This window comes from Saccharothrix sp. 6-C, assembly GCF_016695385.1.
Taxonomy (GTDB): domain Bacteria; phylum Actinomycetota; class Actinomycetes; order Mycobacteriales; family Pseudonocardiaceae; genus Actinosynnema; species Actinosynnema texasense.
In genome coordinates this window covers 5530665-5557566 of the sequence record NZ_CP064192.1, presented here as the reverse complement: position 1 = coordinate 5557566, position 26902 = coordinate 5530665, and the positions used below count along the sequence as shown (strand labels likewise).

Genomic DNA, 26902 nt, shown 5'->3' with positions numbered 1-26902 from the left:
AAAGGAGCGCCTTCACCAGCGATGCCGTCGTGTTCCGTGGAAACGGCGAGGTGGCGGGAGGCGGGCCACCGGCCTGCGAACGATCGGCTTCCGAGAGACAGCACAAACCCCATGAGTCGCCCTCCAGTGTGAGGGCGTCGCATGCTCGATGGTCGCTCGATACAGACGACGACGCCGTGCAGCGTCCGGCCGCCGGCCGGACGTCGGATCTCCGGACCCACCAGGCTTACCACCGCCATATGACGTCACCGCGGCTCCAGGATCACCGGACTTCGCCGGCGGCGTTCCTCGGCGCCGTCCGGGTCGAGATCAGGCGGGCCGGTCTGTCGCTCCCCGGCCTGGCCCAGGACGTGGGCCGGTCGACCGAGGTCGTGCGGGTCGCCGTGCAGCAGCGCGTCCGCGAGTGGCACTTCTACCGGAAGGTCCTGAGCGCCTGCGCGGCCGACAGGTCCGCGGTCGAGCACCTGCACGAGGCGTGGAAGCGGTTGGACACCTCGCGGCGCGGCGGCGCAGGACCGACGAACGTGGTGCCGATCTCGCCGCACGTGCCCGATGCGCAGCGACCGCGCGCCGTGCCCGTGGCGGACGACGAGCTGGGGGCCCGCACCCCGGCGGAGTTCATCTCCCTGCTGCGCCGGGTCCAGGTGCGCTCCGGGTTCACCCCGGCCGAGGTCGCCACCCGCGGCGGCATCCCCCGCAGCACGGCCTACCGGTTCGTCAACGACCAGAAGAACTCCTCGCTGCCCACGAAGATGGACCAGGTCCGGGCGTTCGTCGTCGCGTGCGGGCTGCCCGAGCCGCAGGTCGAGAAGGTCGTGGTGCTCTGGTGCGAGCTGCAGGGCGGAGCCGTGCCGGTCGACCACCCGGAGGCGGTGCAGGAGCCCGTCGAGCACCGGGAGGAGGTCGAACCCGACCACCCGGCAGCCGCCCGCGGCGCCGACCGGCCGGCCGAACGTCCGCGACGTCGTCGTTCCCCTGCTGACCAGCCTGGCGCGTCCGGTGCCGGCCATGGCGTGCGTCATGGTGGCGACGGGGACCACGGCGGGTGTGGTGATCTCCATCGGTGCGCTGCCGGCGGGAGCGCGACTCCTCGCGGTCGTGCTGATGGCGGTGCTGTTCACGGTGATCGGCGTGTCGTGGTGCGTCAACGCCGACCAGCAGACCGCGACCAGCCACCCGGTGTCGCACGGCGGCTTGGTCATCGAGGACGACGGCGGAGTGCCGGCCGTGATCGGGCTGACCGATCGGGACGACGACCGTGCCGGGTCACGGCGCGTCGGCTGAGGGAACCGTGCGCCCGGAATGGCACTCGGGGCCCTTCGCCGCCCTCAGCGAGCGAGAGCTCGAAGTGCTCGGGGTGCTCGCGAGCGACAAGACCGACCGGGAGATCGCGCGTTGCCTGGGTATCGGTGAACGCACCGTGCGCGCGCACGTGGGCCGGATCATCCTGAAACTGGGCGCCGCGGTCGCCTTCGTCGAGTGGAACGCGCGTGAGAACGCCCGTCGGTGTGGCGGTTCCTGCATGGCGGAACAGCCAATGGTGGAACTTCGAACAATGGCGCCACACTTGTCGTGAGCCGAAATACCGGACCGGTCGAATCACACCGGGTCCGCGTGCCGAGGCCAGGGCAGTCGCCGATCCCGATCGTCGACCGCTTTCCGTCGAGCCGGTCCCGACCGGGGGGTGGGACCGGCTCGACGGCGACGGGAAAGCGTGCGGCGACTTCCGCGGAAACCGGTGGCGTGCCGATCACCGGGCGCATCCTCGCCGGATGACCACGACGACGGGCCGGGCGAAGGGCAACGCGGCAACGGTGGTCACGCGGCGCGATCGGATACCGTGCGTTCACCCGAACGAGATCGTGCCTATTCCCCGTCAGTGGTGCGACCATGAAGTCGGCGGTGAGGCGCTCGGGTCGATGGGGGAGTGACGACACCGAGTCCCAGTGCGACGCCGACCTCGTCGGCGGGTACGCGCGGCCTCGGCCCGACTCCCGACCGGGACCGGCGCGGGCTTCCAGCCCCGTGCACGGCCGCGAACCCAGGCGCGACGCCGACCGCCTCCGTCGAACCGGACACCAGGGGGAACGATGAGGAACACGACGAAGGTGGCGGCCGTCCTGACGACCGTCGCCACGACCACCACGTTGATCGCCGCCACGACCGCGGCCGCCTCCGCGGCCGCTCCGTGGTGGAGCGACCCGGCGACGTGCGGCAACCCGCTGACGGCGGTGCAGCGCACGGTCGACGGCCGGGTCGTCCAGGTCCGCTACGGCGACTGCGGCGGCGCGCAGTACGGCTGGGGCAGGATCCTCCAGTACAGCGGGCCGGAGTTCATCCGCTTCGAGGTCGACCTGAACGGCGACCGGGTGGCGGACGACTTCTCGACCTACACCGCGGGCAGCCGCAACTACACGCAGGCCTACCCGACGAGCGCCGACCCGAACCGCGCCTTCCGGGCGTGCTACGTGGTCGACCCGAACGGGACGTGCACCGCGAACAACGCCACCGCGTGGTGGTGACCGTCTGTTCGAGGGATCAGCCGTCGGACTGGATGCGGTGAGCCAGGGGGAACGGGAAGGGGTGAAGGCGCTCCGGTGGCAGCAGGCGTTGCGCCCAGGCCGGTGAGGTGAGCACAGCTCGGGAAAGGGCTTGCTCCCGGCCGGCGCAACGACGGCCCGAGCCACGTCATGCGGATCCGGCGCAGCAACGACATCGCCTCCCCGGTCCGGTGTTCGGAGGACGTTGTTCAGTTCACCGGCCACGATCCTGAACACCCCGGCAGCCCCTAGCGTCCGCACCGGTCGGCGCCGACCGGTGCGTGCCACGCACCACTCGACAGTTCCGTGGCGCCGACCTCAACCGGAGGATCGGGAGGAACTCGTGTCGGGTTCGAGATCACGGAGGCTCAAGGCGTGGCCGGCCGCGGTGCTCGCGTTAGGGGTGGCCGCCGCGTCGGCGGTGCCACTGGCGCCGCAGGCGGCGGCGGCCGGTGAAGCGCACAAGGGCGGCACGACCCGGGTCGTCACGCTCATCAGCGGTGACCGGGTCGTGCTCGACGGTGACCGGGTCGCCGCGGTCACCGCGGGCGCGGGCCGGGAGGGCATCGGCTACCTGACCTTCCACCGCCGGGGCCACGTGCACGTCGTCCCGCGCGACGCGGCACGCCCGCTCGCCGAGGGCAGGTTGGACGCGCGGCTGTTCGACGTCACGGGCCTGGTCGAGGCCGGCTACGACGACGCCCGCCGCGACCGCGTGCCGCTGATCGTCCAGCGCTCCGGCGACCGGGCGGCGGCGTTGGGCGCGCTCCGGGTCGACCGCGAGCTGCCGACCGTGGGCGCGGTGGCCACGACGGCGGCCAAGGCGTCCGGGGCCGACTGGCAGGCGCTGCTGACCGCCCCGGGCGTGGCGAAGGTCTGGCTCGACGGCGTGCGCCGGCCCGTGCTGGACCACAGCGTCCCGCAGATCGGTGCGCCCGCCGCGTGGGCGGCCGGGTACACCGGTGCGGGCGTGAAGGTCGGCGTCGTGGACACGGGCGTCGACGGCGGGCACCCGGACCTGGTGGGCAGGGAGGTCGCCGAGCGCAACTTCACCAGCGACCCCGACGCCACCGACACCATCGGCCACGGCACGCACGTCGCGTCGACCATCGCGAGCAACAGCACGCGGTACCGCGGTGTCGCACCGGGCGCGCAGCTGCTCGACGCCAAGGTGTGCGGGCAGGCGGGCTGCGCCGAGTCCGCGATCCTCGACGGCCTGCGCTGGACCGCCGAGCAGGGCGCGGACGTGGTGAACGTCAGCCTGGGCGGCGCCGACGGGCCGGAGGTCGACCTGCTGGAGGAAGCGGTCAACACCCTGTCCGCGGCGCACGGCACGCTGTTCGTCGTCGCGGCCGGCAACAGCGGCGCCGCGGCGACCGTGGGCTCGCCGGGCAGCGCGGAGGCCGCGCTGACCGTCGGCGCGGTCGACCGGAACGACGACCTCGCGGACTTCTCCAGCCGCGGCCCGCGCGTCGGCGACGGCGGGGTCAAGCCCGACATCACCGCGCCGGGCGTCGACATCGTGGCCGCCAAGTCGCGGAGCCTGCCGGGCGCCGGTCCGGCGGACCACCACGCCATGTCCGGCACGTCGATGGCGACGCCGCACGTCGTGGGCGCCGCCGCGCTGCTCGCGCAGCAGCACCCCGACTGGCCGGGCGACCGGCTCAAGGCCGCCCTGATGGCGGCGGCCGAGCCCAACCCCGACCTGACCGTGTTCGACCAGGGCTCCGGCCGCGTCGACTCGGCCGAGGTCATGACCACCACGCTCACCACGTCGCCCCCGAGCGTCAGCCTGGGCGTCCAGCAGTGGCCGCACGACGACGACGTGCCGTTGAGCAAGGCGCTGACCTACCGCAACGCGGGCGCCACCCCCGTGACGCTCGACCTGGACGTGCAGGCGCGCAACCCGGACGGCACACCCGGCCCGGCGGGGACCTTCTCCGTCAGCCCGGCCGCGGTCACCGTCCCGGCGGGCGGCGAGGCGGCGGTGACGGTCACCGGCGACGGCAGGTCCGGCGCGGCCGACGGCGAGTACTCCGGCCTGGTCCTCGCCAGGAGCGGCGCGGACGTGCTGCTGCGCACGCCCGTCGCGGTCAGCCGCGAGGTGGAGAGCTACGACGTCCGGATCACCCAGCTCGACCGGTCCGGCCAACCGGAGGGCAACTACTCCACGCTGCTCATCGGGGTCACCAACGACCGGTTCAGCCTGATCACCGACGCGGACGGCGACGTCACCACCCGCGTGCCCAAGGGCGTCTACACCGCCGTGTCCGAGCAGCGCTTCGGCGAGCCCGACACGACGGTGCTGCTCCGGCCGGACGTCACGGTCACCGCCGACACCGAGGTGGTCTTCGACACGCGCGCCTCGGCGCCGGTGACGATCACGCCGCCCGAGAAGGGGGCCAAGCCCAGGTTCGGCTACGTCGCGTTCGGCAGGCACCACGAGGGCGCGACGGCCGTGATGGGCCTGGTGTACCCGCAGGGGTTCCCCGCCGACCTGGCGCTGGGCAACAGCGGTCCGAAGCTGCCGGCGGCGGCGTACGGCGTGCTGATCGGCGCGGAGTTCACCGGCGCGCCGGTCGGCGGGAAACCGGTGTCCTACCGGCTCGCGTGGCAGGAGCGCGGCGGTGCGCCGACCGGGATCGCGCGTCGCCCCGGCAAGGGCGAGCTGACGGAGGTCCGCACCGGGTTCGGCCCTCGCCGGCCCGGTCGGATCGGCGAGCACTCCGGCAGGGTGACGACCGCCGACGGCATCTACGGGTACGGCGGCGTGACCGCGTCGGAACCGCTGTCCGGCGCGGTCGACCACGTGCTCGCCGCGGACGCGACCTGGCGCTGGCAGCTGTTCCAGGGCACACCGGAGACGCTGGAGTCGGTGCTGCTCAGCCCCGACCGCACCTACCGGCCGGGCCGGAGGTACGCGGAGGCGTTCGGGTTCCCGGTCATCGGCCCGACACCGCCGCACTCGGCCTCGCCCTACCTGTTCCGCGTGGGTGACGTGGTGGTCGCCGACCTGTGGCTCTTCGGCGACGGCTCGGGCAACTTCGGCGACTCGCTGACCGGCACGTCCCGCACCACGCTGCACCGCGACGGCGAGGTGGTGGGCGAGACGCCGCTGCCCGGCATCGGGGCGTTCCCCGTGCCGCCGGGGCCGGCGGACTACCGGCTGGAGGTGGAGAGCTCGCGGTCGGGCGAGGTCTCCGAGTTCACCACCCGGGTGCACTCGGCGTGGACGTTCCGCTCCGGCACCGCGCCCGGTGAGGAGCGGCAGCCCTTGCCGCTCACCGTCGTCCGCTTCACCCCTGAGCTGGACGCGAACGGCGCGGCCGCCGCCGGCCGACCGCTCGCCGTGCCGCTGGTCATCACCCAGCAGGCGGGCGGTGACCACGGGCGGGTGCGGCACGTGCGCGTCGAGGTGTCGTTCGACGACGGCGGCACGTGGTCCGACGCCCCGGTGCTCGGCCGCACCGCGCTGGTCCGCAACGCCGCCGCGCCGGGCGCGTACGCCTCGCTGCGGGTGAAGGGCTCGGACAGCAAGGGCAACGTGTTCGAGCAGACCCTGATCCGCGCTTACAAGCTCCGGTAGGGGTTTTCCGGCATCACGGCGGCGGGTCCCCTGACCGAGGGGGCCCGCCGCCGCGTCACGTGCGGTGGCCCCACCCCTCATCCGGCCGGTCTTGAGCGACAGCGGCCCGCCCGGTGGTGGCGGCGCGGGTCCACATCGGGCGCGACGGACCGGGTCTTCCCGCCCTCGCGCCACTTCTCCAGCGCACCGGCCACGCGCCGGCCCGCTCGCGCCCGTCGAGCACCGTGATCACGCTGCCCGGCCGCGCGCCGGCGCCGCGACGAATCGAGACGCGGTGTCCTGAATGGACGGACCAGGTGGACTCCTTTCGATCGCCTTGCCGGGATACCACCACACGGGACGGCGGGCAAGGCCGAACGGGTCGTTCTTCCTCTTCGGGTACGGCGGCTACCTGAAGGCCTCGTCGTCGTTCCGCTCCGCCGGGCCGGCGTGTTGACTGACGCCGTCGGTCCGCGGCTTCCACCAGCGGGACTCGACCACACACCTCGGCTCAACACCTCGGATGAAGGCATCGATGAGCGTTTTCTGGCGTAGTACGCGCGCCGAGCGGCGGTCACTGGTCGTCCGGCTGGCACTCGTCCTGGCCGTCACCGGGACGGTCGGGGCGTGCGGGGTCTCGGCGACCAGCGGCTGGCACGACGGCGACCCGCCGGGGCACGGCGTGCGGAAGGACACGACCATCGACGCGCCGCACGGCCCGCTGTACCCGGCCGACGTGAAGATGCTCGTCGCGGTCGCCCAAGCGGGCCTGTGGGAAGCGCCGGCGAGCGAGGACGTCGCCCGGCGCAGCACGAACCCGAAGGTGCGGGCGGTCGCGGCGCAGCTCGCCGAAGAGCACCACGTGCTGCACAAGAACAACATCGCGGCCGCGGACCGCCTGCAGGTCCAGCTGCCGCAGGCGCCGACCCCGCAGCAGCGGGGCTGGCGCGACGAGATCCGCGCGGCGAGCGGCGACGAGCTCGACCGGGTCTACGTCAACCTGACGAGGGCCGCGCACGGGTCGGTCTACATGGCCATCGCCGCGGTGCGGTCCACGACGGAGAACGACGTCGTCCGCTCCTCCGCCGCGATCGCCGAGGACTACGTGTCGCGGCACATGGCGCTGCTGGAGAGCACGGGCCTCGCCACGTCCGACGCGCTGGCGGTGCACTCCGGCACGGACGCGCGGTACCAGGCACTGCCCGCGCCGGTGGACCTCGTCCTCGGGATCGTCCTGCTGGTGGCGGTGGGCGCCGGGACGCTGCTCGTGGTCCGGGTCGGCTCGCGGACCCGGCCGGAAGAGGCCGTCGAGGACGAAGAGGCCGAGGAAGGGGCGTGGACGTGATCGCGATGACGGGCCTGACCGCCGACGTGCTCGCGGTGGGCTACACCGGGAACGACAACGGCGTGCGCGGCGTGGTGGCGCTCTCCGCGCGACTGTCCTACCTCTCGCTGTGCCTGACCCTGTGCTGGGGCGTGTTCACCGCCACCGGCTGGGTCCGCCGGTTCACCGGCCACCACGCGCTGCGCAGCGGGCACTCCATGCTGGCCACGTTCACCCTCGCGACCGCGGCGGTGCACGGGTTCGGGTTCTGGTTCCTGGACGAGCAGCTCGTCGTGGGCTCGCAGGTGGTGGTCCCGTTCCTCAACGGCTACGTCCGGCACGCCCTCGGCATCATCGCCTTCGACCTGATGGTGGCGATCGTCGTCACGGCCGGGATGCACCGCGTCTTCCGCTACCGGAACTGGTTGCGGTTCCACCAGACCGCGTACGCGGTGTTCGTGCTCGCCGCCGCGCACGCGTGGTGGGGAGCGTGGGCCAACGGCAACTTCGAGCTGGTGTGGCTCGCCGGTCTCACCGTCTCGGCGCCCGCCCTCGCGCTCGTGGCGGTGCGGTTCGTGCCGCCCGGGGCGCTGGCGAAGGTCGGGCTCATCGAGGGCGACGCGGTGCGGGCGGCGCCGGTCGACAAGGCGGCGCCGCTCAAGGTGAGCGTCGACAACCAGCGCTGCCACCGCTACGGCTTCTGCCAGACCGAGGCCCCCGACGTCTTCCAGCTCCAGGAGGACGGTCGGCTGGCCTACCGGCAGAGCCCTGACACCACCCGCAACCTGGACGTGCTCTCCGCGGCGCGGTCCTGCCCGATGCGGGCCATCGAAGTCGCCGGGAGGGACGCATGAACGGATTGCCGAGGATCGTGGTCGTCGGAGCGGGCATCGCGGGCCTGTGCGCCGCCGAACGGCTGCGCGAGCTCGGGTTCGACGGTGAGATCGTCATCGTCGGCTCCGAGTCGACCATGCCGGTCCACCGCCCGATGCTCTCCAAGCAGTTCCTCACCGGGGAGCTGGCCGCCGCGGACGTGCTGACGGCGCCCGCCGAGAACCTCGACGCGACCTGGCGGCTGAACACCCCGGTGTCCCAGCTGGACCCGCGCCGGCGGGTCGTGCACCTGCCCGGCGGTGAGGAGCTGGAGTACGACGGGCTGGTCATCGCGAGCGGGGTCGAGCCGCGCAGGCACCCCGGCGGGATGAACGCCCACCCGAGGGTCGTGGTGGTCCGCACCCGCGCGGACACGCGGAAGATGAAGAACCTGCTCGACCGCTCCCGGGAGCAGGTCGTGGTGGTCGGCTCGGGGTTCATCGGCTGCGAGGTCGCGTCGAGCCTGAGGTCCATGGACCGGTCCGTCGCGATCGTCGGGCGCACCGGCACGCTGATGAACAACCTCCTCGACAACGACCTGGCGACCCGGCTCACGGACCTGCACCGGCGCAACAAGGTCCGCCTCGAACTCGGCGTCACCGTGCGGTCCTGGGCGGGCGGCGCCTCCCGCGCCGAGCTGCTGCTGTCCACCGGCCGGACCCTCGGCGCGTCCTGCGTGGTCGTCGCGGTCGGCTCGGTGCCGGCGGTGTCCTGGTTGCGCGACTCCGGCGCCCGGCTGGACAACGGGGTCGTGTGCGAGGCCACGTGCCACGTCGAGGGGATGGAGGACGTGGTCGCGGCCGGCGACGTCGCCTCCTGGCCGAACCTGCGGTTCGACGGGAAACCGCGACGGGTCGAGCACTGGACCAACGCGATCGAGATGGGCCGGGCCGCGGCGGAGAGCCTGCTGAGCGGCCGGGAGTCGGCGACGCCGTTCACCCCGGTTCCCCGGTTCTGGTCCGAACAGCACGGGCTGCGCATCCAGGCCGTCGGGATGCCGTCGGTCGGCGTCGAGCACGTCTCGCTCGACCAGGTGTCCACCTCGCAGCGATCGCTCACCGGCTACCTGCGGGACGGCAGGCTCACCGGCGTCATCGGGTTCGACCGCTCGGTGGCGGTGCTGGACTACGGGAAGAAGCTGCGGGACGCGTCGTGGCCGGACACCGGCACGACCGGCGACCGGCAGCCGCCCGCGCAGCCGCTGTCGCACGTGTAGCCGACCCGCACACCACCTGGAAAGGCACAAGCGATGCGACTCAACCCACGGGCGCTCACCGCGGTGCTCGGCCTGCTCGTCGGCGCCGGCCTCGCCGTCGCCGTCGCGCAGTCCCCCAACTTCTCGTCGCTCACCACCGAAGTGACGATCTCCACCTCCGACTCGGACCGCGGGCTGCGCGTCGTCGTTCCGCTGCCGTACCGGGAAGCGCGGCGCACCTTGGTCGCACCGGTGGACGCGGAGCGCTTCGACGAGGTCTGGCCGGAGTCCGAGCGGGGCATCGGCATGCGCACGGACCGCGGGGCGCGCAAATGACGGTGAACCGGGACCGGGCCGTGGCAGTTCCCGACCACCGCCTCGTGACGACTGCCAAGCGGGGCTCGCCCGACCCGGCGCGCTTCGGGGGGTGGACCGACTACCGCGAGTGGGCCGAGCACGACTTCCGCGACCGGCGGGCGGCGGAGGAACCCGGTCCGCCGACCGACGCGGCTATCGTGGTCGAGGCGCTGACCGACCTCGTGCCCATCAAGGTGCTGGTGCGGGAGGAGAACAGCGGGTCGAGGCGCTCCTGCCTGGTGCCGTCGAGCGGGGTGGGGGGCCCGGAGATCGAGCTCGGCCCGGCGCCCGAACTCGGCGACGCGGCGTTGATCCGGCCGTACGTGCGCCCGGCGGAACGTCCCGACGTCCAGGACGACGACTTCGGGTTCGAGACCGTGGTCGAACTCGCCCGCCCCCTGGTGTCCCTGCCCGCCGGGGAGATGACCGACGACCAGCGCGCGGTGTGCCGGGTGTGCGTCGTGCCGCAGTCGGTCGCCGAGGTCGCGGTCGCCATCTCCGCACCGCTCGGCCTGACCCGGACGATCATCGGCGAGTGCATCGGGAACGACTACCTGCGCGTGCACGAGACGGCGCCCCTCGTCAACGGCCTGCCGTCGATGGACCTGCTCCGGCGGGTCTACTCCGGGCTGTCGCAGCTGTCCGACACCCGATGACCAGGAGGGAGCAGCCATGACCACACGCCTGGACGTCACGATCGCCGCGACCGCGGCGGCACAGCTCGCGGTGGTGGCCCTCGCGGCCGTCACCGACCTCACGACCGGCGGCTGGGTCCGCGTGGCGGTGGCGGCTCTCGCGGCCGGCGCGGTCGCGCTCCTGGCGGCGGTGGCGCTGGACGTGCGACGCCTCCACCGCGCGAGCGCCTCGGTGCGCGGCGAGATCGACGCCCTGGCCGCGGTGCCGTTCGCCGACCTCATGGCCGGCGGAGACGACGATGCGCTCGGGAACCGTCTTCCCGCGGTGTCGGACGCCGGGCTCGGCCTGCTCGTCGGGCAGGTCGAACAGCTGTGCGCGGCGGTGTCGCGCAGGGACGCGGAGAACGAGGACGTCCGCGCCGGGTACACCGAGGTGTTCGTCAACATGTTCCGGCGGTCGCAGACGTTGTTGCAGCGCCAGCTGGAGGTGGTCGAGCGGCTGGAGAGCGGCGACCGGTCCTCCGCCGACACGCACCTGCTGTTCCAGCTCGACCACCTCGTGACGCGGATGCGGCGCAACAACGAGAACGTGCTCGTGCTGGCGGGGACGGAGCTGGTGCGCGCGACGAAGGACCCGGTGCCCGTGGAGGCCGTGTTCCGCGCGGCGATGTCCGAGGTCGACCGGTACCAGCGGATCAGGGTGCTGGGCATGCCGTCGGTGCGGATCTCCAACACCGCGGCGGGCGACCTCATCCGGATCATCGCCGAGCTGCTCGACAACGCGACGGCGTTCAGCCCGCCGGACAAGGAGGTCACGGTCAACGCCGAGCTGGGCAGGCACGAAGGGCTGTCCATCGGGGTGTTCGACAACGGGATCGGCATGTCGGATGAAGACGTCCGCAAGGCGAACGAGCAGCTGCGGAACCTGGGCTCGGCGCAGATCGCCCGGTCACGCCGGGTGGGCCTGTTCGTGGTCGGCAGGCTCGCGGGCCGGCACGGGCTCAAGGTCGAGCTGTTCGGCGGCGACGAGGTCGAGGGCGTGTCGGCGCTCATCTCGGTGCCCAGCTCGTTGCTGCTGGAGGAGGAAGCGGTGCGCGCGGGCGTGCCCGACCCGGTGGCGGTGAGGACCACCGTCCGGGTGCGGGAGACCAAGCCCGCCAAGGACGAGGGCGCGACCGTCCACCGGGTCTCCTCCTGGTACAGCAAGTCGAAGGCGTGGCGGGCCGAACGCGACAACGCGCTGCGCGGCGCCCGCCGGGAAGCCGCCGAGCGCAGGGGCAAGGAGCACGACGACATCCCCGCGACCCTGCCGATGAGGGTTCCCGGCAACCGAGGCGCGCCGCCGGCGCCCGAGGCGGCCCCCGCGCCCCCTGCGGTCGTCGCGGTCGCCCCGGCCGCCCCGGTCGACGTGAAGCAGGACGTGCGTGCGGCGTCCCGGTGGTTCCGGGCGCGGGACGAGGTCGCGGGCGCCCGGTCGGACGGGGACGCGCCGCCGCCGGTCACCCCCGAGCCGCCGCGGCAGGAGACCGTCTACACCGAGGACGGGCTGCCGCTGCGCCGGAAGGGCGCGAACCTCGTGCCCGGGATCGCGGTCGCCGTCCCGGACGGGCCGGACCGGCACAAGCCGATCGAACGCGACCCGGCACACCTGCGGCGCAGGTTGTCCAGCTACCAGGTCGGCGTGCGCAAGGCCAAGGAACAAGAGGACCGGATGCGAGGCCGGCAACACCACACAGGCGGTTGGACCGTGCTGGAGAGGGAGACAGGACAATGAGCGGACAGTCGAAGTCGCGGTCGATGACCTACCAGGAGCTCGTCGACAAGTGCTCTTGGCTCATCAACGAGTTCGTGGATCGCGTTCCCGGTGTGGCTCACGGCATCACGGTCTCCGCCGACGGACTGCTCCTCGCCGCCTCCGGCGCGCTGCCGGAGGACCGCGCGGACCAGCTCGCCGCGGTGTCGTCGGGGTTGCTGAGCCTCACCGACGGCGCGGCCCGGTGCTTCGAGGCGGGCAACGTCCGGGAGACCATCGTCGAGATGGACGCGGGCACCATGCTGCTCATGGCGATCAGCGACGGCTCGTGCATGTCGATCCTCGCCGATCCCGGTTACGACATCGGCCAGATCGCCTACGAGATGGCGCTGCTCGTGGACAAGTTCAGCACCCAGCTGACGCCGGGGGAGCGCGCCGACGACGCGGAGCAGGGCGTCTCCGCCGGTTCCGCGTCCAACTGAGGGGCCGAGGAAGGAAGGGCGACGCACCATGAAGATGGACGATTTCGGTCCCGTGAAGAAGATCGGTTCGGTCACCTCCACGAAGATCGTGGTGGCGGGCGGGTTCGGCGTGGGGAAGACGACCTTCGTCGGCGCCGTCTCGGACATCCAGCCGTTGACGACCGAGGCGATGATGACCGCCGTCAGCAACGAGCTGGACGACACCAGCCGCATCCCGAACAAGATGGCGACCACGGTCGCGATGGACTTCGGCCGGGTCGCGCTGGGCGACGACCTGCTGCTCTACCTGTTCGGCACACCGGGACAGGAGCGGTTCTGGTTCATGTGGGACCACCTCGTGCGCGGCGCGCTCGGCGCGGTCGTCCTCGCCGACACCCGGCGTCTGACCGACTCCTTCACCTCGATCGACTTCTTCGAGAACCGCAAGATCCCCTACGCCGTGGGGGTCAACACGTTCGACGGGATCCTGCACCACCCCCTCGAACACGTCCGGCGCGCGTTGGCGATCGACCCGAGCATCCCGGTGCTGCGCTGCGACGCGCGTGATCGCGCCGAGGTGAAGCAGACGCTGCTGCAACTGATCGCCTACGTGATGCAGAAGGTGGAGCAGGCCGCGGACCCGGTGACCGTCTGACGAACCGTCGTGGGGCGACGGCTCGAGGTGGGCCGCACGCGGCAACGGTCAGGTCACCGTCCGCACCTGCCGCACGGGCTGACCGCGCAACGTGCGGGAGATCGGGGATACCAGGGATACCGGGACGAGCGTCGGGCCCGCCGGCTGTGTGCCGGCGGGCCCGTGCGCTGTGGTGGTGTCGGGTCAGCTGTGGGCGCGGTGGCCTCGGCTGGTGACGACGTGGTAGATGCCGAGCACGACCAGCGAGCCGAGGATGGCGAGCAGCCAGGTGCTCAGGTCGAAGAAGCTGCCGATGTCGGAGCCGAAGATCGCGCGGCCGATGAAGCCGCCGAGGATGGCGCCGACGATGCCGAGCAGCATGGTGATGACGATGCCGCCGGGGTCCTTGCCGGGCATGATTGCCTTGGCGATGGCGCCGGCGATGAGACCCAGAACGATCCAACCCAGGATGCCCACAGTGCTTCCTTGTCCTCGTGCCACGCCGACTCTGCGTCGCGGCGTGATCGTTACAGGGGTCGGGGTGCCCACATCGCACGGATTTCACACCTCCGGGAGTTCAACGGGGGTGGCGGACCGGCATCGGGCCGGGGGCGCGGTCGTCGAGAGGGTCACGTTCGGGCTGCTCCCGGATTGCCCGCGGCCGCTCCGGGTACGCTGACCCGACCGACACCGACTCACACGGCATCCGTCACGTGCTCGCGCTGCCCGCTCGGTGCACGTGATCAAGACAGAGGATGGGATCGACGGATGGACGACCCAGGTGCCCTGGGGAAGCGGTTGCGGGTGTTGGAGGCGGTCACCGACAGCACGCTGCGCGAACTCGATCTGGACAAGGTCCTCGAGGTGCTGCTGGTGCAGGTGCGCGAGCTGTTCGCCGCGGACACCGCCACCGTCCTGCTGATCGACGCGGACGGCGCGCAGCTGGTGGCCAGGGCGGCGTCCGGCCTGGAGGAAGAGGTCTTCCAGGGCGTCCGGGTGCCGGTGGGCGCCGGTTTCGCCGGGCAGGTGGCGCAGCGCCGGGAACCGGTGCAGCTCACCCACGTCGACGAGTCCACCGTGGTCAACCCGCTGCTGTGGCAGCGGGGCCTGCGGACCCTGCTGGGCGTGCCGATGATCGCCCAGGGCGAGCTGACCGGGGTGTTGCACGTCGGCAGCACCACGCCCCGCCGGTTCACCGAGGAGGAGGTCGAGCTGCTGCGGCTGGTGGCCGACCGGCTGGCGATGGCCGCGCACGTGCACCGGTCGCGTTCGGAGCGGGCCGCCGCCGCGATGCTCCAGGACAGCCTCCTGCCCGGGCACCTGCCCGTTACGGACGGGTGGGAGATGGCCGCCCGTTACGTCCCGGGCACGGACAGTGGCGTCGGCGGTGACTGGTACGACGTGTTCACCCTTCCGGGCCACCGCATCGGCCTGGTGATCGGCGACGTGGTCGGCAACGGGCTGGCCGCCGCGATCGTGATGGGACGGCTGCGCAGCGCGCTGCGCGCCTACGCCCTGGAGTTCGCCGACCCGGCGGAGGTGCTCGGCAAGCTCGACCGCAAGGCCAGCCACTTCGAGGCCCACACCATGGCCACGGTGGCCTACGCCGTCATCGACCTGGCGACCTCGCGCATGGAGCTCGCCCTGGCCGGCCACCTGCCGCCCGTGCTCGCCGTGCACGGCCGCGAGCCTGCTTTCGTCGACGCCGCGCTCGGCCCGCCCATCGGCTACCACCTGGGCCTCACCGGCCGCCGCGGCACCCGCGTCGACCTGCCGCCCGGCTCGTTGGTCGCCCTGTTCACCGACGGCCTGGTGGAGCGCCGCGGGCAGGACCTGGACGACCGGCTGGAGAGCCTGCGCCGGGTCGTGACCCCGTCCACCCCGGAAGCGGCCTGCACCCGCATCATGACCACCCTCGTGGGCGACCGACCGGCCAACGACGACATCGCCCTGCTGGTGATCCGGCACACCCCCACCGCCGACCCGTCCTGACCCGCTCGTTCAGCGCGGCGCAGTCATGGGGGCGCCCACGGAGGCGTCCTTGGTGTTGGTGAGGTACTCGGTGGGCGGCAGGGAGCCGTCCGGCGCGCGGGGGCCTTCGGCGGTGGCGGGGTCCAGTTCGCGCAGGACGTGGGTGCCCCAGCCCGGTCCGTCCCAGGTGTTGCCCTCGGCGGGGACGCGACGGGTGGGCACGACCTGCTCCCGGTTGCCGAAGGAGTAGTTGCGGCGCACCTGCGAGCCCGACGCGCCCAGGGCGAAGCCGTCACCCGCGTTGCGCAGGGCGCTGTTCCGGGTGAACTGCTTGGGCGTGCCGCCGCCGGCGGCGAAACCGTGGCCGTTGTTCTTCCACGCGGCGCTGCCCGTGACCACGTGCGCGCCGACGTCGCCGAGGTCGAAGCCGTGGCCGGAGCCGTCGGCGGCGGGCAAGGACCAGCGGTTGATGCCGTTGCCCCACGACCAGGTGGAGTCCACGGTGACCGGGTCGGTGAAGCCGTCGACCACGAGGCCGTCGTCGACGTTGTCGAACGTCCGGCAGCCGCGCACGACGTTGCCCGTGCCCGACCCCGGCCCCAGCGCCAGGCCGTCGGCCTCCTGCCCGGCCGGGTCGTGGTTGTCGTGGAAGTCGCTGTCGAGGACCTGGTTGTCGGTGGTGCCGGGGCCGTGCAGGCGCAACCCGGTGCCGAGGTTGCCGTGCACGGACAGGTGCTGGAACACCGTGGCACGGCACGACTCGCACGAGTAGGCGGCGCCCGGCGCGCCGGTGATCTCCAGGCCGCGCACGGCCCAGTGCTCGGCTCGCTGGACGATGAACGGCCCGTCGCCGGTGACCCGGCTCGCGTCGAGGACGGCGTGCTCGCCCGGCGGGGCCGTCAGGGTGATCGGGTGGCCGGGGTGGCCGCTGGTGGTGATCTCCACCGGGGCGGTGGGCCGGTGCGTGCCGCCGCGCAGGTAGATGGTCTGCCCCGGCCGCACGACGGACACGGCGTGCCCGAGCGAGGCGAACGGGGCGGCTTCCGTGCCGGGGGCCGCGTCGTCGCCGTCCGGGGAGACGTAGAGCGCCACCGGCGCCGCGGCGGACGTCGGCGCGACGGGGGTCAGCGCGGCTGCGGCGGTGGAGGTCGTCGGCAGGGCGACCCCGTCCTCGACGGGCAGCGGCGTGATCCACACGGTGAGCGCGACGGCCGCGCCGCCGAGGACCGGGACGGCGAGCAGCGCGGGTTTGGCCGACAGCGCGTCGAACAACCGCCGCATCCCTTCGACGAGCCCGGCTGCGGCCTGCACGGGCAGCCCCGACCACGCCGACGGCACGGCCAGCAAGCCGATCCCCAGCGCCAGGTGCTCCGACGACGTGCGCGGCCGGCCCGCGACCGTGCACACAGGACAGTCGCGGACGTGCCGCGCCAGGCGCGTGAGCCACCGCCGTTCCGGCGCCCCGCTCCAACCGCGGCCGGTGGCGGCGAGGCCGGGGCAGCGGGGTGTGGCGCGCCAGGCGTGCAGCACCGTGCGGGCGGTCAGCAGCCGCTCCTTCATCCGCTGCACGCGCACCGCGGTGTGCGCGGGGCTGAGCGCGAGCGCCTCGGCCACGTCGGCGCGCGTCAGCTCCCCGTTGACCTCCTGCCACCACAGCGCCAGCACCCGCTGCTCGTCCGGCGTCAGCCACCGCGTGGCGGCGAGCAGGTCCTGCCGCTCGTGCGCCGCCGCCACGCGTTCGACGGCGTCCTCCGCCACCCGCGCCCGCGGGTCGGGCGCTTCCGCGACCGCGGCCAGCGGCAGCCGCCGGGCCAGGGCGGCACGACGTCCGCGCGCGTGGTTGCGGACCTGCCGGATGGCGGTGGTGACGACCCACGCGCGGAACCGCTCCGGGTCGTTGAGCGCGGGCAGCCCCCGCACCACCCTCAGCATCGTCTCCTGCACCACGTCGTCCGCCTCCGGGTCGCCGGGGAGCGCCCGGCGGACCACGTTGTGGACCAGGGGGAGGCAGGCGGCGACCAGGTCGTCCAGGGCACGCCGGTCACCCGACCTGGCGGCCGCGACGACCTCGGCGTCGACCGTCGTCCTCATGTCGCAGCCCTTCGTCCGCCCGGTCCCGGCGCGTCACGCGACGCGGTCGCAGAGGCTGGCACAGGTGGGAAACGCTTGTAAAGATCGTCGAATCGTTCGACGACCGCGCGCCGCGTCCCCGTCGGGTAGTCCGAACGAGTGAACCTCCTCGGGTTTCGTTATCGCGGCCCGCCGGCGGTGTCTGTGCCTCCGCAGCCCCGTCCGCCCTGCCGGGCGGGCTGCCCGTCACCGGTGCCGGTCGAGGAAGGGGCAGTCGTGCGCTTCAGAAGTGGCAAGACCGGGAGGGCGTCGCGGTTCACCGCGGCCCTGCTCGGGGCAAGCCTGGGATTGGCGACCCTGACGTCACCCACGGCCGCCGCGGCCGTGCCGGCGGCCGGGACCACGTACCAGGTGAGCGTGAAGAACAGCGGCATGTGCTTGGACGTGATCGGTGGTGCTGTGGAGAACGGTGCGTTGGTGCAGCAGTGGGATTGTTGGAACGGTGCGATGCAGCAGTGGGCGTTGCGTGCCTCGGGTTCTGGTGCGTATGCGTTGGTGAACGTGGCGACGGGGAAGTGTTTGGACATCCCGTACGGCACGGCGGAGATGTTCGTGCAGGCGCAGCAGTGGAGTTGTTCGGGTGGGTTGATGCAGCAGTGGCGGCTGGTGTCGTCGGGTAGTGGCACGTATCAGTTGGTCAACGTGCAGTCGGGTCTGTGCTTGGCGAACAAGGATGCGGGCAAGGCTGCGGGGGTGGCGGTGGTGCAGGAGACCTGCACGGCCAACTCCAACAAGCAGTGGCTGTTCACCCCGGTGGTCTCGGCCGCCCAGCCGACCGTCGCCGCGGACGGCACCGGCCGCTACCGCAAGGTGCAGGACGCGGTGAACGCCGTGCCGGCCGACTCGGGCCGCACCGTGATCACGATCAAGCCGGGCACCTACCGCGAGGTGGTGCGGGTGCCGTCGAACAAGCCGAACATCACCTTCCAGGGCCTGGGCACGTCGGCGTCGCAGACCGTGATCGTGTTCAACAACTCGGCCGGCACCAGCGGCACGTCCGGCAGCGCCAGCGTGTTCGTCGACGGCAGGGGCTTCGAGGCGACGAACCTGACCATCGCCAACGACTTCGACGAGAACTCGACGTCGAGCGGGCACCAGGCGGTGGCGCTGCACCTCAACGCCGACCGGGCGCTGTTCCGCAACGTCCGGCTGCTGGGCGACCAGGACACGTTCCTGGTCAACGACAACACCCGCGCGTACGTGGCCGACTCCTACGTCGAGGGCACCGTCGACTTCATCTTCGGCGGCGGCACGATCGTCTTCGACCGCACCACCGTCCACGAGAAGCGCACCACGGGCGGTCCGATCACGGCGGCGAGCACCCCGGCCGCGAAGAAGTACGGTTTCCTGTTCTACCGGTGCACCGTCAACGGCGCGACGAGCGACACGACCCAGCTGGGCCGGCCGTGGCGTCCCGACGCGCAGGTGCTCTACCGGGAGTCGACGCTCAACGCGACGGTCAAGAAGGCCGAGCCGTGGACGAACATGTCGTCCAACAACTGGCGTAACGCCCGCTTCCTGGAGTACCGCAACACCGGCTCGGGCTCGGGCGTGAACGGCAACCGGCCGCAGCTGAGCGACGCCCAGGCCGCCGAGTACACCCCGCAGAAGTACCTGGCCGGCACCGACGGCTGGAACCCCATCAGTTGAGACAAGGACGTCCACCGATGAGAATGAAGCTCCTCAGGACGGGCGCGGCCGTGATCGGCCTCCTCGCCGCCCTCACCGCGGCGGTGCCCGCCGCCCAAGCCGCCGTGCCGGCCGCGGGCACGACCTACGCGATCAGCGTGAAGAACAGCGGTATGTGCTTGGACGTGATCGGTGGTGCTGTGGAGAACGGTGCGTTGGTGCAGCAGTGGGATTGTTGGAACGGTGCGATGCAGCAGTGGGCGTTGCGTGCCTCGGGTTCTGGTGCGTATGCGTTGGTGAACGTGGCGACGGGGAAGTGTTTGGACATCCCGTACGGCACGGCGGAGATGTTCGTGCAGGCGCAGCAGTGGAGTTGTTCGGGTGGGTTGATGCAGCAGTGGCGGCTGGTGTCGTCGGGTAGTGGCACGTATCAGTTGGTCAACGTGCAGTCGGGTCTGTGCTTGGCGAACAAGGATGCGGGCAAGGCTGCGGGGGTGGCGGTGGTGCAGGAGACCTGCACGGCCAACTCCAACAAGCAGTGGCTGTTCACCCCGGCCGCCGGCGGCCGGGCGTGGTCGAACTCGCCCGACGGCTTCGCCGGCGCGGCGGGCACCACCGGCGGCGCGGGCGGCCAGACCGTCACCGCCACCACCTACGCGGACCTGGTCCGCTACGCCTCGGCCGCCGCCCCGTACACGATCAGGGTCGACCGGGCCATCACCGCGACCCCGTACGGGACCGAGATCAAGGTCGCCTCGAACAAGACGATCATCGGTGTCGGCACCGCCGGCCAGATCGTCAACGGCGGCTTCAACCTCTCCGCCGTGTCGAACGTGATCATCCGGAACCTGACCATCCGGGACACCCGGATGGCGTCCGACGACCCGGACGACAAGGACTTCGACTACGACGGCATCCAGATGGACACCGCGCGCAACGTCTGGATCGACCACAACACCATCACCCGCATGAACGACGGCCTCATCGACAGCCGCAAGGACACCACGAACCTGACCGTGTCCTGGAACGTGCTGGCGGAGAACAACAAGGCGTTCGGCATCGGCTGGACCGACAACACCACCGCGCGCATCACGATCCACCACAACTGGATCCACCACAACAACCAGCGCAACCCCAGCACCGACAACGTCGCCTACGCGCACCTCTACAACAACCACATGCAGGCGATCACCGGTTACGGGAACTACGCCCGAGGCAACACGAAGATGGTCATCGAGAACACCTACTACGACGGGGTGAAGGACCCGTACTACCGCGACGACACCGCCCAACTGCGCCAGTCCGGCAGCATCGTCGTCAACTCGACCGGTCAGCGGGAGACCGGCGGCACCGCCTTCGACCCGCGGTCCTACTACGCCTACACCCTGGACGCGGCCGCGGACGTCCCCGCTCTGCTCCGCACCTACTCCGGTCCTCAGGGCACCATCGGCCTGTGACCGGCACGCCGGCGGGTGGGCCACCCGTCCCCACCCGCCGGCGGGCGCGCCGCCCCCGAAGTCGAAGGCCGACCGACGAGCGTCCAGCCGAGGGCCACGACTGCACCGGGATGCCCTTCGCGGGCACCACCTCGTCGCTGGGGTGTCGGCCAGGTGTGGGCCGGACGGGTCCTTCCCGAGTGCGACCAGCAGGTCGGCCACCGCCCGCGCCGCGCCCTCGACGTCCGGCTCGGCGCGATCATCCCGGACCCGCGTACCTGGTCGCCAGTCGGGCCAGCGCCACCGCGCCGACCAGCAGCCCGAAGTCGCGCAGGGCGATGTCGTAGTACCCCGGGATGGTCAGCAGGGTGACGATGATGCCGAGCAGCCAGGCGGCGACGAGCCAGGCGCCGAACCGGGGGACGAAGGCCACCGCGATGCCCGCCAGGACCTCCACCACGCCGACCGCGTGCATCGCCTGCTGGGCCGTGCCCGGCACGACGTCGTCGATCCACGGTGCGAGGTAGCGCGGCCAGTCGACGAGCAGGTTCGCGAACTTGTCGAGGCCGAAGAGGACGGGCGCCGCGGTGAACACCGCCCGCAGTGCGAGGAATGCCTGGTAGCCGGGGTCGCCCCAGGCCGCGCGGTCGACCGCGCCCCGCGGCGGGGACGCCGAAGCTCGACTCGTCATGACTGCCTCCTTCTAAAATCAACTGATGCTGACGTTAGAACGGGAGGCGAGTTTTCGTCAACCGGAGTTTGTTTTAGAATGCGGGGGTGGACGAGACGCTTGCGGGGCGCGTGGCCGCGGTGGCGGCGCTGGACGAGCCGACCCGGCGCCGGCTCTACGAGCACGTCGTGCGCCAGTCCGCGCCCGTGAGCCGGGACGAGGTCGCCGCCGCCCTGGGCATCCCCAGGGCGACGGTCGCGTTCCACCTCGACCAGCTGGTCGAGCAGGACCTGCTCGACGTCACCCACCAGCGGCGCACCGGCCGCAGCGGACCGGGGGCGGGTCGACCGGCCAAGCTGTACAGCCGGTCGCGGCGCCACGTGGCGGTGTCACTGCCGGAACGCCGCTACGACCTCGCCGGCCACCTGCTCGCGGCGGCGATCGACGAAGCCGACCAGTCCGAACAGCCGGTGCGGCCGGTCCTCGACCGGCGGGCCCGCCTGCTCGGCGAGGAACTCGGGCGCCTCGCCGGCGAGTCCCGGGGCGACCGGCCCGCGGCCGAGGTGTTCCTGGGGGTGCTGGAGTCGCACGGGTTCGAGCCGCGCGCGGACGGCGACCAGGTGGTCCTGGCCAACTGCCCGTTCCACGCGCTGGCCCGGGACCACACCCGGCTCGTCTGCGGGATGAACCTCAACCTGGTCGACGGGCTCCTCCGCGGTGTCGGCGACACCGGCCTCGAGGCCCACCTCGACCCGGCCCCGTACCTCTGCTGCGTGCGCCTCGAACCGCTGCCGGGGCGGTGACCACCCGCCCGCTCCGCGGTGGATCGGGTGTCGGCGCGCCGGTGAAGACCGCGGCGGCCTCCAGGTAGCCGCCGCCGTCGGGGGAGGCCGTCGGATGAGTGGTTTGCAATACCGACCAAGTCGTGATGGTTGGCGATCCACACCATGTCAACCCGTCCGGGGGATCGTGCGGCCGAGCGCCGCGCGAACGGAGGCGTGATCACCGGTCGGCCCGCCGGAGTCGCCCGATCGGGTGTCCCAAGTGGACTCGTCCCGTCTGCGGATCCGGTGTCGATCCCGTACGTTGCGGAGAAGTCGACGTCCGGCTGGAGGAGTTGCCCGTGGTCGTCACTCACGGTGCCGCGGCGACGCGCGAGGAGGACGGGCACCCGGGACTGGCGGCGGACTGGCAGGGGTGGCTGGCGTGCGCGGCCGCGGCGGTGGGGTTCGCCCTGTGCCTGCTCGGGTGGCTGGCCGGCGGCGGCGCGTTCTCGGTGCCGTGGGCGTCCACTCTGGACCTGAGGCTGAGCTTCGCGCTCGACGGGCTGGCCGTGCTCTACGGGTTGCTGGCCACCGGCGTGGGCGCCCTCGTCTTCGCCTACGGCACCCGCTACCTGACCCTGCACCTGGAGCACCAGCGCCGCTCCGCTGCGGAGCGGTGGCGTTTCTGGCCGTGGATGGCGTTGTTCGCGGTGGCGATGGTGGGCCTGGCCACCGCGCAGGACCTGGTGCTGGTGTTCGTCTTCTTCGACCTGACCGCGGTGTGCTCGTACTTCCTCATCGGCTTCGACCGGGCCGAGCGCGGGGCGCGCGCGTCCGCGTTGATGGCGCTGCTGGTCACGGTGGTGGCCGCGGTGGCGATGCTGGTCGCCGCGGTGGTGCTCTACGCGGCGCACGGCACGTTCTCGATCCCGGAGCTGCTGGCCCGGGCCGGCCCGTCGACGACGACCACCGCGGCGGCCGCGTTGCTGGCGGTGGCCGCGCTGACCAAGAGCGCGCAGGTCCCGCTGCACTTCTGGTTGCCGCGCGCGATGGCCGCGCCGACCCCCGTGTCGGCCTACCTGCACTCGGCGGCGATGGTCGCGGCGGGTGTGCTGGTGATCGGGCGCGTGCACCCGCTGCTGGCCCGCAGCGAGGCGGTGCTGACCGGGCTGGTGGTCGTGGGGGCGACGTCGGTGGTCGTCGGCGGGGTGCTGGCGCTGCGGCAGGACGTGCTCAAGCAGGTCCTCGCCTACTCCACGATCTCGCAGTACGGCTACCTGGTCATGCTGTACGGGATCGGCGGGGCCGAGGGCAACGGCGCGGCGGCGTTCTACGTGCTGGCGCACGGCATGGCCAAGAGCGCGTTGTTCATGACCGCCGGCGCGGTGACGATGGCCACCGGGGAAGACCGGCTGTCCAGGTTGGGCGGGCTCGGCCGCCGCGCGCCGGTGCTCGCGGCGGCGGCCGGCGTGGCGTCCGCGACGCTGGCCGCGCTGCCGCTGACGATCGGGTTCTTCAAGGACGAGCTGCTGTTCACCGCGGCGTTGCGGCACGGCCCGGTGACCGCGGCGCTGGCCGTCGTCGCGGCGACCCTGACGTTCGCCTACATCGGCCGCTTCTGGCTGGTGCTGTTCCTCGGCCCGCCGCGCGGGCAGGTCGGCGCCTCGTCCGGGTTGCTCGTCGCCCCGGTCGTGGTCCTGGCCGCGATCGCGTTGTTCGGGGGCCTGGTCGTGGCGCCGTTCGCGCGGCTGGCCGGTGACGCGGCCCGCGTCTCGACCGGCGGGCCGGTCACGCTCTCCCCGGCGTACCACCTCGACGCCCGACCGGAGAACCTGATGGCGGTCGCCGCCTGGGCGCTGGGCGGCCTGCTGCTGCTCGCGCCTCGGGTGGCGGACCGGGTCGCGCGGGTCGCCGCGGTCGCGGGGGAGAGGTGGGGGCCTCGGCGGATCTACGAGGCGGCGCTGCACGCGCTGGACCGCCTGTCGGCCGCGCTGCACGACCGCGAGGTTCGGGACCTGCGCACCAGCATCGCCGCGGTGCTGGTGCCCGCCGGGTTGCTGATCGGCCTCGCGTTCGCCGCCACCCCGACGGCGGGCGCGTACGACGTCGGCGCGGTCGCGGGCGCGGACTGGCTGATCCTGCCGCTGCTGGCGCTGACCGTGATCGCGACCGTGGTGATCGCCCGGTCCCGCTCCCGGTTGGCCGTGGCGCTGGCCCTGTCGGTGGTCGGCTTCGCGCTGGCGGCGGTGTACGCGCTGGTCGGGGCGCCGGACGTGGCGCTGGTGGCGGTCGTGGTCGAGACCATGCTGACCCTGGTGTTCCTCGCGGCGCTGGCCCGGATGCCCGGCGGGGACGCGGCGCGGGACGCGGTCGTCCCCGCCCGTCCCAGCAGGCGTTGGCGGGACCCCCTGGCCGGTGGCGTCGCCGGGCTCGCCGTCTTCGCCTCGGTGTGGGGGTTCCTGTCCCAACCGGCGGCGGACAGCGTCTCGGCCGAGCACATCCGGCTCACCCCGGCCGCGCACGGCGGTGACGTCGTCACGGTGATCGTGGCCGACTTCCGCGGCCTGGACACGCTCGTCGAGATCACGGTGCTGCTGGTCGCGGTGATCGGCGTGGCCACCCTGATGCGGCGGGGGCGGCTGTGGTGAGCGCGGGGGGCGACGAAGCGCCGACGGACCCGGTGGTGCGGGTCGTCGCCCGGCTGCTGCCCGGCCCGAGCCTGGTGGTCGCGGCGGCGCTGATCGTCAAGGGGTACGCCGAGGTGGGCGACGGGTTCGCCGCCGGGGTGATCGTCGGCCTGGCGATCTCGCTGGTCTACGTGGCCCTCGGCGCCGAGGACGCCGAGGTGGCGCTGCCGGTGCTGCGCCACGCGCCGAAGCTCGCGGTCGGCGGCCTGCTCCTCGCCCTCGCCAGCGGGTTCTTCCCCCTCCTGCTCGGCGAGGCGCCGGTGACCCACCGCCCCGCCCCGGGGGACCACGTCACCAAGGTCGGCGCACTGGAGCTGTTCACCCCGCTGCTGCTGGACCTCGGGGTGTTCCTGCTGGTCATCGGGGTGCTGACGACGTTGCTGCACCAGTTCGGCCGTCCGCTGGGGGTGGTCCGGCGGTGATCCTCGCCTTCGCCCTCGCGGCGGCCGTCCTGTTCGGCTCCGGCGCCTACCTGCTGCTCAAGCGCGACCTGATCCGGATGGTCGCGGGCATCATGCTCATCTCGCAGTGCGCCGTCGTCACCATCATCGCCGCCGCGCTCAGCCGCGGCGGGGCGGCGATCGCGGTGGCGCCGGGCGATGCGGTCAGCGACCCGCTGCCGCAGGCGCTGGCGTTGACCGCGCTGGTCATCGGGCTGGCCACGGTGGCGCTGCTGCTCGCGCTGGTGCACCGGGCGGTCGTGGTCTTCCGGACCGCCGAGCAGGACGAGCTGGCGGCGACCGAGGCCGAGCACGAGGCCGGGCTGGAACGGCAGCGGCAGGCCGACCGCGAGGAGACCGAGACCCACCCAGATGAGACTCACCCAGGCGAGACCCACCCAGACGACATCCGCCCGGAGGACGAGCGGCGGGCCGGGCGGGAGCGGGGCCGCTGATGCTGCTGTCGACCGCCCTCCTGCTGCCCTGGGTGTCGGGCGCCGTGCTCGTCGCGCTGGACGGCCGCCGGCGGGTGGTCGCCTGGCTCGCGGTCGCGTCGCTCGCGGCCACCCTCGCCGTGCTGGGCGTGCTCGCCGCCGACGTGCTCGGCGGGGACGCCCGGCAGGTCGTCACCGGCGGCTGGCCCGCCGGGGTGGGTGTGGTGCTGCGGGCGGACGCGCTGGGTGTCGCCTTCGCGCTGCTCTCACTGCTCGTGCTGCTGGCCGGCGCCGCGCACGAGGCGGTGGGCGGGGTGCGGTCGCGCACCTTCCCCGGCCTGGTCGTGCTGCTCGGCGCCGGGCTGACCGGCCTGTTCGTCACCGCCGACGTGTTCTCCTTCTACGTCTTCTTCGAGCTGGCGATGACCGCCTCGTACGCGCTCAGCGCCTACGGGGGCAAGCGGCGCCAGCTGAGGGCGGCGGTGGTGTTCACCGCGGTCAACCTGCTGGGCTCGTTCGTCTTCCTGCTGTCCGTGGCCGGCGCGTACCACGTCACCGGGGCGCTGGCGATGCGGCAGGTGGCGGAGCGGGTGCTCGCGGTCAACCCCAACGCGGCGATCCTGATCGCGGCCGGGTTCTTCATCGCCTTCAGCGTCAAGCTCGGCCTGTTCCCCTTCCACTTCTGGCTGCCTACCGTCTACGCCGGCGCCCGGCCCGCGGTCGCGGCGATCCTCAGCGGCGCGGTGGCGAACATCGGCGCCTACGGCCTGCTGCGCTTCGGCGTCGACCTGTTCCCCGAGCAGCTGCGGCTCGCCGGGGTCGCGCTCGTCGTGCTGGGCGCCGCGTCGATCGTCTACGGCGGGGTGCTGGCGGTCGCGCGTGGCGACGCGGCCGAGATGCTGGCCTACTCCGCGATCGGCCAGGTCGGGTACGTGCTGGTCGCGCTGGGTGTGGGTGGTCCCGTCGGGCTGGTGGCCGCGGTGCTCTACAGCGTGGTCAACTCGCTGAACAAGGCGTTGCTGTTCCTGGCCTCGGGGGTGCGGGGCCCGCTGGTCGCGGCCGCGTTCGCGGTCGGGGCGCTCAGCGTGGCGGGTGTGCCGCCGGCGGCCGGGTTCATCGGCAAGCTGGAGCTGTTCCGCACCGCGATCGTGGCCGGCAGCGCCGCTCTCGTGGTGCTGCTCGTGGTCGGCAGCGCGCTCTCGCTGGTCTACCTGTTCCAGGTCTACCAGCGCAGCTTCTGGCGGCCCGACCCGTCCGCGACCGGCGTGGCGAGCCCGCTGCCGCAGCGGCTGCTCACCGCGGTGTCGGCGCTGCTGGTGCTCGCCGCCGGCCTGTGGCCCGAGCCGCTGCTCCTGCTCAGCAAGGACGCGGTGGACGCCTTGCTGGCCGTAGACCCGCAATGAC

The 26902-nt window shown here is 72.7% G+C and carries 25 protein-coding genes; 21 read left to right on the top strand and 4 right to left on the bottom strand.

The features are described 5' to 3' along the window. Positions 1 to 245 precede the first annotated feature (245 nt). A complete protein-coding gene (locus IOD16_RS23065) occupies positions 246 to 1061 on the bottom strand; it encodes a hypothetical protein (protein ID WP_201436099.1) in 816 nt (271 codons plus the stop codon). On the opposite strand from IOD16_RS23065, the gene IOD16_RS23060 reads away from it, so the two are divergent. The 13 genes from IOD16_RS23060 (at position 1051) to IOD16_RS23000 (ending at position 13358) form a co-directional block, all read left to right on the top strand. Next, entirely contained in the window at positions 1051 to 1284 is a 234-nt protein-coding gene (locus IOD16_RS23060; protein ID WP_201436098.1) for a hypothetical protein, read from the top strand. The two genes, IOD16_RS23065 and IOD16_RS23060, sit on opposite strands and share 11 nt — an antisense overlap. 7 nt (positions 1285 to 1291) lie before the next feature. Next, a complete protein-coding gene (locus tag IOD16_RS41305; RefSeq protein ID WP_201436097.1) occupies positions 1292 to 1576 on the top strand; it encodes a helix-turn-helix domain-containing protein in 285 nt (94 codons plus the stop codon). Between the two features lie 196 nt (positions 1577 to 1772). Continuing rightward, positions 1773 to 1931, top strand: coding sequence for a hypothetical protein (locus IOD16_RS23050; protein ID WP_201436096.1), 159 nt, complete (start codon positions 1773 to 1775; stop codon positions 1929 to 1931). Between the two features lie 159 nt (positions 1932 to 2090). Further along, positions 2091 to 2522, top strand: coding sequence for a hypothetical protein (locus IOD16_RS23045; protein WP_123747037.1), 432 nt, complete (start codon positions 2091 to 2093; stop codon positions 2520 to 2522). Between the two features lie 361 nt (positions 2523 to 2883). Beyond that, positions 2884 to 6126 (top strand): S8 family serine peptidase, encoded by a 3243-nt coding sequence (locus tag IOD16_RS23040; RefSeq protein ID WP_201436095.1) that lies wholly within the window; start codon positions 2884 to 2886, stop codon positions 6124 to 6126. Between the two features lie 514 nt (positions 6127 to 6640). After that, positions 6641 to 7450: a DUF4142 domain-containing protein gene (locus tag IOD16_RS23035; RefSeq protein WP_201436094.1), complete on the top strand. Its 810-nt coding sequence runs from the start codon at positions 6641 to 6643 to the stop codon at positions 7448 to 7450. Beyond that, the gene (locus IOD16_RS23030) at positions 7441 to 8283 is read left to right on the top strand and encodes a 4Fe-4S domain-containing protein (protein ID WP_236594298.1); all 843 of its coding nucleotides are present in this window, start codon (positions 7441 to 7443) and stop codon (positions 8281 to 8283) included. Before IOD16_RS23035 ends, IOD16_RS23030 begins: the two co-directional genes overlap by 10 nt. Further along, complete coding sequence (locus IOD16_RS23025) at positions 8280 to 9518, top strand: NAD(P)/FAD-dependent oxidoreductase (protein ID WP_201436093.1); 1239 nt, start codon at positions 8280 to 8282, stop codon at positions 9516 to 9518. Before IOD16_RS23030 ends, IOD16_RS23025 begins: the two co-directional genes overlap by 4 nt. A 33-nt stretch (positions 9519 to 9551) precedes the next feature. After that, positions 9552 to 9833, top strand: coding sequence for a hypothetical protein (locus IOD16_RS23020; RefSeq protein WP_201436092.1), 282 nt, complete (start codon positions 9552 to 9554; stop codon positions 9831 to 9833). Positions 9834 to 9877: 44 nt separating this feature from the next. Beyond that, entirely contained in the window at positions 9878 to 10510 is a 633-nt protein-coding gene (locus IOD16_RS23015; protein ID WP_201436091.1) for a DUF742 domain-containing protein, read from the top strand. Between the two features lie 16 nt (positions 10511 to 10526). After that, positions 10527 to 12263, top strand: coding sequence for a sensor histidine kinase (locus tag IOD16_RS23010; RefSeq protein WP_201436090.1), 1737 nt, complete (start codon positions 10527 to 10529; stop codon positions 12261 to 12263). Positions 12264 to 12286: 23 nt separating this feature from the next. Further along, positions 12287 to 12724, top strand: coding sequence for a roadblock/LC7 domain-containing protein (locus IOD16_RS23005; RefSeq protein ID WP_123748569.1), 438 nt, complete (start codon positions 12287 to 12289; stop codon positions 12722 to 12724). Positions 12725 to 12752: 28 nt separating this feature from the next. Further along, the gene (locus tag IOD16_RS23000; protein ID WP_123747044.1) at positions 12753 to 13358 is read left to right on the top strand and encodes a GTP-binding protein; all 606 of its coding nucleotides are present in this window, start codon (positions 12753 to 12755) and stop codon (positions 13356 to 13358) included. A 183-nt stretch (positions 13359 to 13541) separates the two neighbouring features. On the opposite strand, the gene IOD16_RS22995 is transcribed toward IOD16_RS23000, so the two are convergent. Next, positions 13542 to 13814 (bottom strand): GlsB/YeaQ/YmgE family stress response membrane protein, encoded by a 273-nt coding sequence (locus IOD16_RS22995; protein ID WP_123746795.1) that lies wholly within the window; start codon positions 13812 to 13814, stop codon positions 13542 to 13544. A 291-nt stretch (positions 13815 to 14105) separates the two neighbouring features. Here IOD16_RS22995 and IOD16_RS22990 point away from each other — a divergent pair, with 291 nt between their 5' ends. Beyond that, positions 14106 to 15329: a PP2C family protein-serine/threonine phosphatase gene (locus IOD16_RS22990; protein WP_201436089.1), complete on the top strand. Its 1224-nt coding sequence runs from the start codon at positions 14106 to 14108 to the stop codon at positions 15327 to 15329. Positions 15330 to 15338: 9 nt separating this feature from the next. Here IOD16_RS22990 and IOD16_RS22985 read toward each other — a convergent pair whose 3' ends face one another. Then, on the bottom strand, positions 15339 to 17399 hold the full coding sequence (locus IOD16_RS22985; RefSeq protein WP_201436088.1) for a sigma-70 family RNA polymerase sigma factor: 2061 nt from the start codon (positions 17397 to 17399) through the stop codon (positions 15339 to 15341). Between the two features lie 255 nt (positions 17400 to 17654). On the opposite strand from IOD16_RS22985, the gene IOD16_RS22980 reads away from it, so the two are divergent. Then, a complete protein-coding gene (locus IOD16_RS22980) occupies positions 17655 to 19088 on the top strand; it encodes a pectinesterase family protein (protein ID WP_236594296.1) in 1434 nt (477 codons plus the stop codon). Between the two features lie 17 nt (positions 19089 to 19105). Beyond that, the gene (locus IOD16_RS22975) at positions 19106 to 20524 is read left to right on the top strand and encodes an RICIN domain-containing protein (protein ID WP_201436087.1); all 1419 of its coding nucleotides are present in this window, start codon (positions 19106 to 19108) and stop codon (positions 20522 to 20524) included. Between the two features lie 238 nt (positions 20525 to 20762). Here IOD16_RS22975 and IOD16_RS22970 read toward each other — a convergent pair whose 3' ends face one another. Beyond that, positions 20763 to 21194 (bottom strand): hypothetical protein, encoded by a 432-nt coding sequence (locus IOD16_RS22970; protein WP_201436086.1) that lies wholly within the window; start codon positions 21192 to 21194, stop codon positions 20763 to 20765. A gap of 86 nt (positions 21195 to 21280) precedes the next feature. On the opposite strand from IOD16_RS22970, the gene IOD16_RS22965 reads away from it, so the two are divergent. The 5 genes from IOD16_RS22965 (at position 21281) to IOD16_RS22945 (ending at position 26901) form a co-directional block, all read left to right on the top strand. Then, positions 21281 to 21976: a helix-turn-helix transcriptional regulator gene (locus IOD16_RS22965; RefSeq protein ID WP_201436085.1), complete on the top strand. Its 696-nt coding sequence runs from the start codon at positions 21281 to 21283 to the stop codon at positions 21974 to 21976. A 320-nt stretch (positions 21977 to 22296) separates the two neighbouring features. Further along, on the top strand, positions 22297 to 24585 hold the full coding sequence (gene mbhE / locus IOD16_RS22960; protein ID WP_236594295.1) for a hydrogen gas-evolving membrane-bound hydrogenase subunit E: 2289 nt from the start codon (positions 22297 to 22299) through the stop codon (positions 24583 to 24585). Continuing rightward, a complete protein-coding gene (locus IOD16_RS22955) occupies positions 24582 to 25046 on the top strand; it encodes an MnhB domain-containing protein (protein WP_201436083.1) in 465 nt (154 codons plus the stop codon). Before mbhE ends, IOD16_RS22955 begins: the two co-directional genes overlap by 4 nt. Then, positions 25043 to 25519: a sodium:proton antiporter gene (locus IOD16_RS22950; protein ID WP_201436082.1), complete on the top strand. Its 477-nt coding sequence runs from the start codon at positions 25043 to 25045 to the stop codon at positions 25517 to 25519. Before IOD16_RS22955 ends, IOD16_RS22950 begins: the two co-directional genes overlap by 4 nt. After that, positions 25519 to 26901 carry a complex I subunit 5 family protein gene (locus tag IOD16_RS22945; RefSeq protein WP_236594294.1) on the top strand — a complete coding sequence of 461 codons (1383 nt, stop codon included), beginning with the start codon at positions 25519 to 25521 and terminating at the stop codon, positions 26899 to 26901. The genes IOD16_RS22950 and IOD16_RS22945 overlap by 1 nt, the downstream gene beginning before the upstream one ends. The last annotated feature ends 1 nt before the right edge of the window (position 26902 follow it).

Coding starts and splice junctions, on each gene's coding strand:
- IOD16_RS22945 (WP_236594294.1), top strand. CDS start 25,519: ATGCTGCTGTCGACCGCCCTCCTGCTGCCCTGGGTGTCGGGCGCCGTG.
- IOD16_RS23050 (WP_201436096.1), top strand. CDS start 1,773: ATGACCACGACGACGGGCCGGGCGAAGGGCAACGCGGCAACGGTGGTC.
- IOD16_RS23045 (WP_123747037.1), top strand. CDS start 2,091: ATGAGGAACACGACGAAGGTGGCGGCCGTCCTGACGACCGTCGCCACG.
- IOD16_RS23025 (WP_201436093.1), top strand. CDS start 8,280: ATGAACGGATTGCCGAGGATCGTGGTCGTCGGAGCGGGCATCGCGGGC.
- IOD16_RS23065 (WP_201436099.1), bottom strand. CDS start 1,061: ATGGAGATCACCACACCCGCCGTGGTCCCCGTCGCCACCATGACGCAC.
- IOD16_RS23000 (WP_123747044.1), top strand. CDS start 12,753: ATGAAGATGGACGATTTCGGTCCCGTGAAGAAGATCGGTTCGGTCACC.
- IOD16_RS23020 (WP_201436092.1), top strand. CDS start 9,552: ATGCGACTCAACCCACGGGCGCTCACCGCGGTGCTCGGCCTGCTCGTC.
- IOD16_RS22970 (WP_201436086.1), bottom strand. CDS start 21,194: ATGACGAGTCGAGCTTCGGCGTCCCCGCCGCGGGGCGCGGTCGACCGC.
- IOD16_RS22985 (WP_201436088.1), bottom strand. CDS start 17,399: ATGAGGACGACGGTCGACGCCGAGGTCGTCGCGGCCGCCAGGTCGGGT.
- IOD16_RS22975 (WP_201436087.1), top strand. CDS start 19,106: ATGAGAATGAAGCTCCTCAGGACGGGCGCGGCCGTGATCGGCCTCCTC.
- IOD16_RS23010 (WP_201436090.1), top strand. CDS start 10,527: ATGACCACACGCCTGGACGTCACGATCGCCGCGACCGCGGCGGCACAG.
- IOD16_RS22990 (WP_201436089.1), top strand. CDS start 14,106: ATGGACGACCCAGGTGCCCTGGGGAAGCGGTTGCGGGTGTTGGAGGCG.
- IOD16_RS23035 (WP_201436094.1), top strand. CDS start 6,641: ATGAGCGTTTTCTGGCGTAGTACGCGCGCCGAGCGGCGGTCACTGGTC.
- IOD16_RS23005 (WP_123748569.1), top strand. CDS start 12,287: ATGACCTACCAGGAGCTCGTCGACAAGTGCTCTTGGCTCATCAACGAG.